Here is an 11,469-nt window from a genome sequence, read left to right as displayed (position 1 = left end):
GGCCTGGACCCGGCTGCTCAGGCCCCTCGTCGACCGGATCGACGGCCTCGTCTCCTTCACCGGCCACCAACTGCTGCGCTGGCCGGATGACCCGCGCGCCGCCCTCGACTACGGCCTCCGCGTGCTCGCCCTCGGCACCCCCGCCGGGCGGATGCTGTTCCACGGCCCGGCCGCGCCGGCCCTCCTCTCCGGCGTGGCCGCACACGCTCCCGGCCGCCAGCCCGCACTCGCGCAGGCGGGGGCCGGGCTGCTCCTCGCGGCGGAGGCGCACGCCGAGGGCTGGGGCTACCCCGTCGGCGGAGCGCAGGCGATCGCCGACGCTCTCGTCGCCGACCTGCTCGCCCACGGCGGCACGCTGCGGCTGAACACCGAGGTGCGCGGGCCCGGCGACCTCGACCCGGCCAGGGTGACCCTGCTCGACACCTCGACGGTCTTCCTCGACCGTTTCGCGGGCCCGGCGCTTCCCGACGGCTACCGGCGTGCGCTCCGCCGGTACCGCTACGGCACCGGGGTCGCCAAGGTCGACTTCGCGCTGTCCGGCCCGGTGCCCTGGACGAACCCCCGGCTCGCCCTCGCGCCGACCGTGCATCTCGGCGGCATCCGGGTCGAGGTCGAACGTGCCGAACGGCTGTTGTCCGGGGGACGCTCGCCGCGGCATCCGTTCGTGCTGCTCGCCCAGCCGAGTGTGCTCGACGCGAGGCGGGCGCCGGCAGGGAAGGCCGTGCTCTGGGCGTACACCCACGTTCCGGCCGGCTGGAACGGCGACCCGGCCCTCGCGATCGTGCGCGCGATCGAACGCTACGCGCCCGGATTCCGCGACACGATCCTCGCCGCCGCGAGCCACACGCCCGCAGAGCTCGCCGCAGGGAATCCGAACCTCATCGGCGGCGACATCCTCGGCGGGGCCGTCTCCCTGCGCCAGCTCGTCAAGCGACCGGTGGTGTCGACCCACCCCTGGCGCACGCCTGTTCCCGGGCTCTACCTCTGCTCGGCGTCGACGCCGCCAGGTCCCGCCGTGCACGGCATGAACGGATGCTTCGCCGCCGCGCTCGCCCTGCGCGAGCACTTCGGAATCCACACCCTTCCCGACCTCGCCCCCTGACCGAGCGGGCGGCGGCGAGCGGATGCCGGGGGAGCCTCAGTCGTTCTCCGGCCAGTCCTCGGGGCCCTGCCGCTCCGTGGCGCGCAGCTTGTCGATGTCGCGGCGTTCCCGCTTGGTCGGACGCCCGGCGCCGCGGTCCCGCATGGGCACGAGCGCGACCTCCTCCCGCGGCGGGGGCGGCGGGGTCTTGTCCACGAAGCACTCGGCGGCGACGAGTGCGCCGACGCGCTTGTTCACGATCTTCGAGACCACGAGCACCCGGTCGAAACCGCTCGACCGCACCCGGACCTCGTCGCCGATGTGCACCGGCTGAGCCGACTTCGCCCGTTCGCCGTTCACCTTGACGTGACCGGCCCGGCACGCGGCCGTCGCGAGCGACCGGGTCTTGAACATCCGCACGGCCCACGCCCAGCTGTCCACGCGTGCCGTCGTCAGGGGGTCCATCCCTCGACTCTACGACCAGGCGCGGGCGTGCGGATGCCGGCCTCGCCACATCCGCGCGTCGGCACCCGCCTCAGAGCAGCGAGGACACGATCAACAGCATGGTCACGCAGAACCCGGACACGAAGTTCAGCCAGAGGAAGCGCTTCCAGCCGGCATTGGCGGTCTCGGCGCGCGCGTCGCTCACCGACCGGAACGGCCACGCGGCCACAATGTACGGAACCGCGAGCACGGCGGCGAGAAGGCCGGGCCACCCGGTCGCGAGCATCAGCAGCCCGGCAGCAGCCCAGCAGCCGATCGCGAGCCGCACCGTCCGGCCGGCGCCGAGCGCGGTCGCGATCGAGGCGATCCCGCCCTCCCGGTCGGGCACGACGTCCTGCACGGCCCCGAAGGCGTGGCTGGCCATACCCCAGAGGAAGAACGCGGCGAGCAGGGCCACCAGGCCCGGTGTCCACTGCGCCCCGGCGACCGCGAGCCCGTAGACCGCCGGGCTGACGAAGTGCGTGCTCGACGTCACGGAGTCGACGACAGGGCGCTCCTTGAACCGCAGCCCGGGCACCGAGTACGCGGCAACGGCGAAGAGGCTCACCGCGAGCACGACCCACGACACCGGATGCCCGGTGCCGGCCAGCACGAGCATCGCGCCGAGCACGGGCACCGCCGTCACGATCCCGGACACCAGCACCGTGCGGTGCAGGGCAGGGTCGAGCATCGCGCCTTCGACGCCGCCCTTCCGCGGGTTGCGCAGGTCGGACTCGTAGTCGAACACGTCGTTGATGCCGTACATCAGCAGGTTGTACGGGATCAGGAAGAACAGTGTGCCGACCACGAGGAGCGCGTCGACGCGCCCGGTCGTCACGATGTAGGCGGCCGCGAACGGGTAGGCCGTGTTGATCCAGCTCAGGGGCCGCGAGGACAGCAGCACCTGCCGCGTCTTCCAGAGTGTCGTCGTACGGATGCTGCTCATCGGTTCCCCCCGCGCGTGGCCGATCGGCTGCTGGCGCTGTTGTCGTGATCCTGTGCGGGACCGTGATCCCGCCCCTGATCCCTTCCCTGACTGGATTCTCCCACGGTTCCGGTCCCGTCGACCGACCTGTCGACCGACCCGGCGACCGACCTGTCGACCGACCCGGCGACCGACCTGTCGACCGACCCGGGGCTGACCGGGGCGGCCCGTCCGCCCGGAGCCCGGCGCCCCGGCAGGAGCGTCCAGAGTGCGGGCAGCAGGAGGGCGGTGGCGAGCGGGTAGGCGAAATCCTCGACCGGGGCCAGGCCGAGGCGGAGGCCAGAGGTGTGGGCGGGGTCATAGGCGACGAGCCCGACGCCGATCATCACGTTGTCGAAGATCGCGCTCAGCACGAGCACAGCGAGCAATGCGCACCCGATCGCCGCGACCCTGCGCCGGGAAGGACGTCGCCGCAGTCCGGCAACGACCGCTGCGAGGGCCGCAGCGACGACGAAGACGAGGTCGAGCAGCAGGTAGGTCACGTGCGCCGCTTTCGACGTGCACCGCGTTCGAGAAGCAGCTCGGCCCCGCGCACGGCGTTCATGGTCAGATAGCAGAGGAAGGTGAGGAAGAAGAGCTCCTCGAGCGGGAGCTCCGGCGCGAGCTGGATGCCGGTCATCAGGTCCGTCTCGCCACGGTAGAAGATCCCCGCAGTGATGCCGCCCGCGTCCCAGGCCAGCAGGAAGGCCACGCCGATGGCGAGCACGGCGGCGGCCTTGCGGCCGTCGAGCCAGAAGAACAGCCGGAACCTGCGGTCGAGCAGCACCATGGCGCCGAGCGAGACGAGCAGGCTCAGCAGGTAGGCGACGCTCACGGTGTTCCGGGCGCGTCCGGCCCGTCCGCGGTGCGGACCCCGGTCGCGGCGGCTTCCGCGGCGCCGGCGCCGGCGGTGCCGCCCGCTGCGCCGGGCTCCGGGCGCAACGGCACCGTGACCCGGACCGCCGCCGGAACCGGCACGCGCCGGGGCAGGGGCTCCGCGAGCGGTCCCGTACTCGTGTCCGAGCGCATCCTCTTGAGCAGGATTTCGGCGCTGATCAGGCACATCGGAAGCCCGATGCCCGGGATCGTCGTACCGCCCGCGTAGTAGAGGCCGTCGATCTTCGAGGAGGCGTTCGACCCGCGGAAGAACGCGCTCTGCTTGAGCGTGTGTGCGGGGCCGAGTGCCCCGCCGCGCCAGGAGTTGAGGTCGTCGGCGAAGTCGCCCGGCCCGATCGTGCGGCGTACGACGATCCGGTCGGCGAGGTCGGGGATGCCTGCCCAGTCGGCGAGCTGCCCGATGGCGTCGTCGGCGATCGCCTCGATGGCGGGGGAGCCCGCGCCGTCGATTCCGCCGTGGCCGAGGCCGGGGTCTGCCGGGATCGGCACGAGCAGGAACAGGTTCGAGGAGCCGTCCGGTGCGACGCCGGGGTCTGTCGCGCTCGGCATGCAGACGTAGAACGACGCCGGTGAGGCGACGCTCGGCGTCTTCCCGAAGATGCGGCCGAAGTTCTCACCCCAGTCCCGGGTGAACAGGAGGGTGTGATGCTGCAGTTTCGGCAGCTGGCCGCTCACGCCGAGCAGAACGAGCACGGCGCCGGGCCCGGATACCCGGCGCTGCCACCAGGACTCCGGGTAGCTTTGCAACGGCTCGGGAAGAAGCTCGGTCTCGGTGTGGTGCAGGTCGGCGGCCGAGACCACCCGGTCGGCGGCGAGCCGAACGGTGGTCCCTGCCCTGTCGACGTAGCTGACCCCGGTGACGGATGCTCGAAGTCGCTTCGACACGCCAGGCCGCGTTCCCGGTGTGGTGGTGATGGCGGTGACTCTCGCGCCCGTGATCACTTCGACGCCCTCTGCCCTGGCGAGGTCGGCGATGCTGTCGATCAGGCGGGTGAAGCCGCCCTGCGGGTAGAGCACGCCGTCGGCAAGGTCGAGATGACTCATCAGGTGGTACATCGACGGGGTCTGGTCGGGGGAGGAACCGAGGAAGACGGCCGGATAGCCGAGGACCTGGCGCAGTCGCGGGTCGCGGACGTAGCCGGCGACGAACGTGTCGAGCGGCTGCAGGAGCAGCCGGGCGAGCCGGGGGAGGCGGGTCAGGACGTCCCGAACGAGCAGCGGCCGGAACGACTGGAAGCTCGTGTAGAGGAACCTGGACACGGCCATCCGGTAGGTGTCCTCCGCTGAGTCCAGATAGCGGTCGAGCGCGGCACCCGCTCCTGGCTCGAGGCTTTCGAACAGGGCTATATTGTCGGCGCGTTCGGCGCGGATGTCGATCGGGTCCGGGTCGTCCTCGAAGAAGACCCGGTAGCCGGGGTCGAGACGGCGCAGCTCGAGCTGCTCGGCAGAGCTCGTGCCGAACAGGCGGAAGAAGTGGTCGAAGACGCCGGGCATCAGGTACCAGGACGGTCCGGTCTCGAACCGGAACCCCTGTTCCGTCCACGATCCTGCGCGGCCACCGAGGGTGTCGTTGGTTTCGAGCAGGGTCACCCGGTGCCCGTCACGGGCGAGCAGGGCCGCACTGGCGAGGCCGGCGATCCCGCCGCCGATCACGATCGTGCGGTTTCCATTCGAAGGGGTCATTTCTTCCACGCTCCAGGGCCGAGGGCTGCGCCGAGGGCGATCATCAGTTTTTCCGGGTCGGGTACCCGCACCCGGGTGTTCAGCAGGGATCGGGCGGGCGTTCCGCGGAGTTTGACCGCGAGGCTCGCGAAGAGGCCGTGCGCTGCGCCAACCGCACGCCGACTCCCGCGGGGGAGCAGGGGCAGCGCGCGCGCCGCGGCGTCGAGGTCCGCGTCCATGTCGTCGAGGAGGAAGTCCTTCTCCTCGTCGGTCATGGTGAGCAGGTTCACTCCCGGGAAGTAGTTGCGTCCGAGATCGTCCCGGTCGGCGGCGATGTCCCGCAGGAAGTTGACCTTCTGGAAGGCTGCTCCGAGGCTGCGGGCGCCGGCCGTGAGCGTCGCCAGTTCGGTCTCCGTGCGTTCGGACTCGTGCAGGAACGAGCGCAGGCACATCAGCCCGACGACCTCCGCCGAGCCGTAGATGTAGTCGGCGATGCCGGCGGCGTCGAAGGGGGCCGGGTCGAGGTCGCGTCGCATCGACGCGAAGAACGGCGCCGTGAGCCGGGCGTCGATGCCGGTCGCCCGCGCGGTGTCCGCGAAGGCGTGCACGATGAGGTTGGTGCTGAAGCCGGTCTCGATCGCCCTCAGGGTCTCGTCCTCGAGCCCGTCGAGAGCCGCACGCTGGGCCGCGTCCGGGAGACCGGCCTGGCTGGCCGCGCCGTCGACGATTTCGTCCGCGATCCGCACGAGGGCGTAGATCGAGCCGACCTGGCGGCGTTCCCGCGCGGCGAGGAGGCGGCAGGCCAGCCCGAACGATGTCGAGTAGACGCCGATGACCTGGGCTGAGCTCGCATGAGCAGCCCGGGTGTACGTCGCGATCTGGGTGGCCGTGCCGGTCGTGGGCGTCGGGCGTCGGGTGTCGGTCATCGGCTGCGATTCACTGAGGTGTCGGCGAGCTGGGTGAGGGTCGTGCGGAGGACCGCGGGGATCGCGGCGGTGTCGAGCGCGGCGACCGCCCTGCGGGCGTGGTCGATCGCGAGCTCGTCGGTGGACTGCAGTGCCCCGCAGCTGCGCAGGAGTACCCTGGCCTCCTCTGCCTCGTCCTGGGTGAGGTCGGCCTTGCCGACGAACGGTGCGATCGCCGGCCAGTCGCCCGTCGTACCGGCGTAGGCAACGAGCGCGGTCTGCTTGCCCTCGCGCAGGTCGGTCAGTGCGCTCTTCCCCGTGCGCGCGGGGTCTCCGAAGACGCCGAGGATATCGTCGGTGAGCTGGAAGGCGACGCCGACGAGCCTGCCGAACCGTCCGAGGGCGACGATCGCCTCCTCGCTCGCCCCCGCGAGCACGGCCCCGGCCATCAGGGGAGCCTCGAAGGAGTAGACGGCGGTCTTCTGCTCGAGGGTCACGGTCACTTCCTCGACAGAGAGGGGAGTCTTCGAAGCGGTGTTCGTGACGTCCGCGAGTTCACCGGCCGCCGACACGAAGACGGCCCGGTCCAGAAGGTCGAGGAGCCGGCCGCGCTGCTCGGCGCCGATCGGCAGCAGGGCGAGTGCGCGGTGCGCCTCGCTCAGGGCGAGGTCGCCGGCGAGGATCGCCGCCGTGGTCGCCCAGGCGCCGGTCTGCGTCCCGACTGCGCCATGGGCGAGGGCGCGCTCCGTGAACCTGCCGGCGACGTTCGCGACGCCGCGACGGTGCAGGTCGCGGTCGATCACGTCGTCGTGGATCACGAACGCGGTGTGCAGGAGTTCGAAGCTCACGGCGACCGGGATCGCCAGGCTCATCTCTGTTCCGCCGAGTCCGGCGAACGCGGCGAGCACGAGCGCGGGACGCACCCGCTTGCCGCCACTGCTGGCCTGCTCGAGCGAGTCCCAGAGAGCGACGTAGTGCGTTCCGTAGTCGCTCGCTCGCAGCCTGGCCGCCGCGAAGTATCGCTGGAGTTCGGTCTCTACTTCGATGTGGGCGATCTCAGGCATCGAATCTCAACTCCTTCAGTTGGAGCACCATCCATGGGCTGAAGGCCCACGGGCTGGAGAGCGCGCTCGCGCGCAGGGTTTCGGGGTCGGTCCACACGTATTCGGAAACCTCATCGGGATTCGGCACGGGGTCGGTTTGCACCGTCGCGCGGTACACCGGGCAGATCTCGTTTTCCACGATGCCGCTCGCATCCGTCGCCCGGTAGCGGAACAGGGGAAGCGCCACGGTCAGTTCGTCGAGGTCGAGGCCGAGCTCAAACCGGCCGCGCCGTGCGATGGCCCGCCGCTGCGACTCGTCCGGGAGGGGATGCCCGCAGAAGGAGTTCGTCCAGACTCCCGGCCAGGTCCGCTTGCCGAGGGCGCGCCGGGTGACGAGAACCTCCCCGCGTTCGTTGAAGACATAGACCGAGAAGGCGAGATGAAGGGCGGTATCGGCGTCGTGCATCGTGCTCTTGGGCGCCGAGCCGATCGGGCGCCCTGATTCGTCGAGCAGTACGACGAGTTCGACCGTCTGGTCCACAGCCTGCATGTGATTCCTCCCCTTCCCGCCACCATACCCGTAGATATTGCTAACCAAGTTAGCTAATCGTGAGGCTAGCATGGTGGAATGTCCGAACGAGCCACTTTCCCGCCCCGGTCTCCGTCGCCGGAGCCGAGCTTCTGGACCGGCCAGGGGAACAACGGGACGACCGGGACCACCGGGACCACCGGTGCTCGCGACGTTCTCGCCGCGCTCCGGGCATTCCGGGCCGCGGATGCCGCGATGCGCGAGCGCGCCAGGGCCGAGCTCGCGGTGAACGAGACCGACCTCGTGGCCATCAGGCACCTGATCCAGCGCGAGGCCCGCCGGACCCCGGTCAGCCCGAAGGATCTCACCTCCCACCTCGGGATCTCCTCTGCCGCGACGTCGAAGCTGCTCGCGCGCCTGACCCGCACCGGGCACATCCGCCGCGAGGCGCACGCCGTGGACGGACGGGTCCAGCTCATCTTCGCGACGCCGGCGGCGCATCAGGAGGTGCGCCGGGCGCTCGGGGGCGTGCACGAGCGGATGTTCGCGGCCGCAGAGGACCTCGAACCGTCCGAACGAAACGCCGTTATCCGCTTCCTCACGGCCATCGCCGACGCCATGTCCGCAACGACGACGGACACCGCGTCGCACCACGGCGGCACTCCGACCGGGGTCACAGCCCCGAGCGGGGGGACCGAAGCGGTTCAGGGGCACTCGACCACCTAGGCTTGACCGGTGCCAACACCAGCAGCAGACCATGTGACCGCCCTCCTCGCGTCCTACCAGGACTTCCCGGAGACGGGCATCCTCTTCCGGGACCTCAACCCCGTTTTCGCGGACGCCGTGGCCTTCCGGGCGCTCATCGACGAACTCGCCGGGCGGTTCGCCGGGCAGTTCGACGCGGTCGCAGGAATCGAAGCGCGGGGTTTCCTGCTCGCGGCGGCCGTGGGATACGCGGCGGGGGCATCCGTGCTCGCCGTGCGCAAGGGCGGCAAGCTGCCCGGCTCCGTGCTGTCGGAGAACTACGACCTCGAATACGGTTCGGCGTGCCTCGAACTCGAGATCGGCCAGCTGCCGGAGGGATCCCGGGTGCTCGTCCTCGACGACGTGCTCGCGACGGGCGGAACGATCGCGGCCACCTCCCGGCTCGTCCGGCGTGCCGGCTATCGACTGACGGGCGTCGGCGTCGTGCTCGAGCTCACCGAACTCCTCGGCCGCGACCGCCTCGGCACCACCCCGCTGCACACCATCGTCGCCCTGTAGAACCACCCCGCAGCGGGCAGGCACCGACCGCACTGTGCGAAAACCGCACGCTCTGGGCCGAATGGCGGCCGGATGCCGCATGCTTGGTTCATGACGGGAAACGGCGACGAGTGGGTCTTCGCGCCAGACGGCCGCAGGTTCTGGGGACGCTTCGGGGCCGCCGGGCTGCTCGTGCACCACGCCGACCTCGGGGTGCTGATGCAGCATCGCGCCGCGTGGAGCCACAACGGCGACACCTGGGGGCTTCCCGGCGGCGCCCGGCATGAACACGAGACCGCCCTCGAAGCCGCGCTCCGCGAGGCGAACGAGGAGGCCGGCGTGCCCGCCGAACTCGTGAGCGTGCAGTTCAGCTCGGTACTCGATCTCGGCTTCTGGTCGTATACGACGGTCGTCGTACGCGCCCTCGAACCCTTCGAGCCCGTGATCAGCGACCGTGAGAGCATCGCACTGCGCTGGGTGCCCGCCGAGCTCGTCGACGCACTGCCGTTGCACCCCGGCTTCGCCCTGAGCTGGCCGGCCCTGCGCGCCCGCCTGGACGGGGCGGATGCCGGCGGCCCGGCCACCGACGTCCGCTCGCCGGAGTCGCGCGCCTGACCCGGTGCAGTCAGACGGCGGTCAGCACCCGGAAGACGGGATGGTCCGCGGCGATCGCCTCGAATGCCGAAACGGGTTCGTGCCGCTCCACGGGAATGTGCGGGCGCCCGCCCGGGGCCTTCTCGACGAAGCGTTTCAGGATCGGCGCGCGGTCCTCCGCCGGCACCTCGACGAGCCAGACCGGGCGCGCCGTGCGCCTGCGGAGCGTCGCCCGGCCGCCAGCAGCGCGCACGTTCCGCACCCAGTTGCATTCGCCGAGCATCGAGACGAGGTACCACTGGCCGTCAACGTCGGCCATCCCGATCGGGAACCGGGTCACCTGTCCGCTGCGTCGCCCGATGACCTCGAGGGAGACCCAGCGTCTCGGCAGCACTCCGAGGCGCAGCGCCCGGTTCCACAACCGTGCATAGCGCTTCGCCGTGGCGTTCCCCTGCCCGCCGGAATACATCGCGCGAAGCCGGTCTGCCTGGGCGCCCATTACCGCGCCCTCCTCACCGGACGGGACGCCGTCCGGGGGACCGCGTGCGCATCGCCCCGGGGAAGCCACGGCACGGTCGGGCTCGTCACGCGCTGGTATGCGGGATAGTCCGTGTCCATGCCCGAAGCGTACGCCGGGTTCGGCCGTCCGGCACCGTGCTTCCGGCACGCTCCACCCGATCCGTGACACCGGCCCCGTGCGACCCGCTACCGTTGACACCCGGAGGAATCATGAAACTGGAACCGTTGTTCCTCAGGCTCGACCGGGTCGCCGGTGGTCGGTCCGTCGAATACACCATCGCGCCCGAGATGCGCCGGCACCCCAGGACCAGGCGCACGTTCGTCGCGATCCTGTGGCTCCTCGCCGCGGAACTGGTCCTCGGCGCGGCCGCGGTCGTCATCGCGGTCGTCCTGTTCCTCGGCGGCACCGAGATCCCGACCTCGGTCTGGATGCGCACCTTCGTCGTGCTCGCGATGACGCTCACCCTGCTCTACTTCGCCTGGCGGGCGCAGAAGGGCTTCTACTGGGCCTACCTCCGGCTGCGCCTGTTCAGCAAGATCTTTCCGGTGATCACGCTCGTCCTCGCCGCGATCCCGGGCCTGTACCCGTTGTGGATGGTCAGCGAGCAGATCCTGTTCAGCCTCATCATGATCGGCGTCGGAGACTACCTCTCCTCCGACCACATGCGCGAGGCGTTCCCCAGGCCGCCGCGCACCCCGAAGCCGCCGCGCACCCCGAAGCCGCCGCGCACACCGAGGCCGCCGCGCACCCCGAAGCCGCCGCGCACCGCACCGCCGCGCTAGCCTGGCGCGTTACGGACCCCACCCGAATGTCGCAGGGCGCCGCGACGCAGGCTCAGGCCTCCCGCACGACCTCCTCCGCGGCCTTGTCCGGGCGCCAGCCCCGCCACGACGGATGCCGCAACCGGCCATCCGAGGTCCACTCGAGATAGTCGACCTCCCCGACCAGGACAGGCCGCACCCAGTGCGCGTCCCTCACATCGGCCGCCGGCACCGCAGCGAACGGGCTCTCCGCCTGCGCGAGCCGGTCGAGCCGGCCACGCAGCACGACCAGGTCCCTGTCGCGGAAACCGGTGCCGACCCTCCCGACGTACTCGAGCCCCGCCTCGGACGGAATCCCGAGGAGCAGCGAACCGAGCGACCGCGACCGGTTGCCGTTCCCGGTGCGCCAGCCGCCGATCACGACCTCCTGAGCCCGGTGGTGCTTGATCTTGATCCAGGACCGCGACCGCCGCCCGCCCTCGTATCCGCCGTCGGCGTCCTTCGCGACGATGCCCTCGAGGCCGAGCTCGCGACTCACCCGCACGGCATCCTGCGCGTCGCCGGGCAGGTCAGGCGACAGCTGCACCGCCCCGTCGCCCGTGACGAGCGACTCGAGGATCGCCCGTCGCTCCGAGTACGGCGTGCGGCTGAGGTCGACCCCGTCGCGTTCGAGCACGTCGAACACGAGGTACTGCACCGGGGTGGCGGCGGCCGCGGCGGCCTGCTGGATGACGTTCGACGCCAGCTCGACGAGGGCCGTCTCGAACGCGAACCGGTCGATGTCGACG

Annotated in this window: 14 protein-coding genes and 1 pseudogene; 5 read left to right on the top strand and 10 right to left on the bottom strand. The window is 71.1% G+C overall.

Annotation, left to right across the window (positions count from 1 at the left end):
• Positions 1-1,102: NAD(P)/FAD-dependent oxidoreductase (locus QN357_RS14770; protein ID WP_323505111.1), on the top strand; the 1,102-nt coding region annotated here is incomplete at its 5' end.
• Between the two features lie 36 nt (positions 1,103-1,138).
• On the opposite strand, the gene QN357_RS14765 is transcribed toward QN357_RS14770, so the two are convergent.
• The 8 genes from QN357_RS14765 to idi all read right to left on the bottom strand — a co-directional run bounded on the left by QN357_RS14765 (position 1,139) and on the right by idi (position 7,585).
• Complete coding sequence (locus QN357_RS14765) at positions 1,139-1,546, bottom strand: RNA-binding S4 domain-containing protein (protein WP_134448983.1); 408 nt, start codon at positions 1,544-1,546, stop codon at positions 1,139-1,141.
• A 70-nt stretch (positions 1,547-1,616) separates the two neighbouring features.
• Complete coding sequence (locus tag QN357_RS14760; protein WP_322135957.1) at positions 1,617-2,510, bottom strand: prenyltransferase; 894 nt, start codon at positions 2,508-2,510, stop codon at positions 1,617-1,619.
• On the bottom strand, positions 2,507-3,031 hold the full coding sequence (locus QN357_RS14755) for a lycopene cyclase domain-containing protein (RefSeq protein WP_322140782.1): 525 nt from the start codon (positions 3,029-3,031) through the stop codon (positions 2,507-2,509). The genes QN357_RS14760 and QN357_RS14755 overlap by 4 nt, the downstream gene beginning before the upstream one ends.
• The gene (locus QN357_RS14750; protein ID WP_134448986.1) at positions 3,028-3,363 is read right to left on the bottom strand and encodes a lycopene cyclase domain-containing protein; all 336 of its coding nucleotides are present in this window, start codon (positions 3,361-3,363) and stop codon (positions 3,028-3,030) included. Before QN357_RS14750 ends, QN357_RS14755 begins: the two co-directional genes overlap by 4 nt.
• Positions 3,360-5,108 (bottom strand): phytoene desaturase family protein, encoded by a 1,749-nt coding sequence (gene crtI / locus QN357_RS14745; RefSeq protein ID WP_322140783.1) that lies wholly within the window; start codon positions 5,106-5,108, stop codon positions 3,360-3,362. Before crtI ends, QN357_RS14750 begins: the two co-directional genes overlap by 4 nt.
• On the bottom strand, positions 5,105-6,013 hold the full coding sequence (locus QN357_RS14740; RefSeq protein ID WP_322140784.1) for a phytoene/squalene synthase family protein: 909 nt from the start codon (positions 6,011-6,013) through the stop codon (positions 5,105-5,107). Before QN357_RS14740 ends, crtI begins: the two co-directional genes overlap by 4 nt.
• A complete protein-coding gene (locus QN357_RS14735) occupies positions 6,010-7,056 on the bottom strand; it encodes a polyprenyl synthetase family protein (protein ID WP_134446122.1) in 1,047 nt (348 codons plus the stop codon). Before QN357_RS14735 ends, QN357_RS14740 begins: the two co-directional genes overlap by 4 nt.
• Positions 7,049-7,585: an isopentenyl-diphosphate Delta-isomerase gene (idi, locus tag QN357_RS14730; protein ID WP_416172939.1), complete on the bottom strand. Its 537-nt coding sequence runs from the start codon at positions 7,583-7,585 to the stop codon at positions 7,049-7,051. Before idi ends, QN357_RS14735 begins: the two co-directional genes overlap by 8 nt.
• Positions 7,586-7,663: 78 nt before the next feature.
• Here idi and QN357_RS14725 point away from each other — a divergent pair, with 78 nt between their 5' ends.
• The 3 genes from QN357_RS14725 (at position 7,664) to QN357_RS14715 (ending at position 9,421) form a co-directional block, all read left to right on the top strand.
• Positions 7,664-8,290, top strand: a complete 627-nt coding sequence (locus QN357_RS14725) for a MarR family winged helix-turn-helix transcriptional regulator (protein ID WP_322135952.1) — start codon at positions 7,664-7,666, stop codon at positions 8,288-8,290.
• A gap of 9 nt (positions 8,291-8,299) precedes the next feature.
• On the top strand, positions 8,300-8,827 hold the full coding sequence (locus QN357_RS14720; protein WP_134446119.1) for an adenine phosphoribosyltransferase: 528 nt from the start codon (positions 8,300-8,302) through the stop codon (positions 8,825-8,827).
• A gap of 90 nt (positions 8,828-8,917) precedes the next feature.
• Positions 8,918-9,421: an NUDIX domain-containing protein gene (locus QN357_RS14715; RefSeq protein WP_134446118.1), complete on the top strand. Its 504-nt coding sequence runs from the start codon at positions 8,918-8,920 to the stop codon at positions 9,419-9,421.
• 10 nt (positions 9,422-9,431) lie between these two features.
• Here QN357_RS14715 and QN357_RS14710 read toward each other — a convergent pair whose 3' ends face one another.
• Entirely contained in the window at positions 9,432-9,899 is a 468-nt protein-coding gene (locus QN357_RS14710) for a nitroreductase/quinone reductase family protein (RefSeq protein ID WP_322135951.1), read from the bottom strand.
• 230 nt (positions 9,900-10,129) lie between these two features.
• On the opposite strand from QN357_RS14710, the gene QN357_RS14705 reads away from it, so the two are divergent.
• On the top strand, positions 10,130-10,702 hold the full coding sequence (locus tag QN357_RS14705; RefSeq protein WP_322135950.1) for a hypothetical protein: 573 nt from the start codon (positions 10,130-10,132) through the stop codon (positions 10,700-10,702).
• Between the two features lie 52 nt (positions 10,703-10,754).
• On the opposite strand, the pseudogene QN357_RS14700 reads toward QN357_RS14705, so the two are convergent.
• Positions 10,755-11,469 (bottom strand): annotated as a pseudogene (locus tag QN357_RS14700) (ATP-dependent DNA ligase); the annotation flags it as partial.

This window comes from Cryobacterium sp. RTC2.1 (assembly GCF_035018685.1).
Taxonomy (GTDB): domain Bacteria; phylum Actinomycetota; class Actinomycetes; order Actinomycetales; family Microbacteriaceae; genus Cryobacterium; species Cryobacterium glucosi.
Note: the sequence above shows the minus strand (reverse complement) of the source record. Positions and strands in the feature narration are given on the sequence as shown.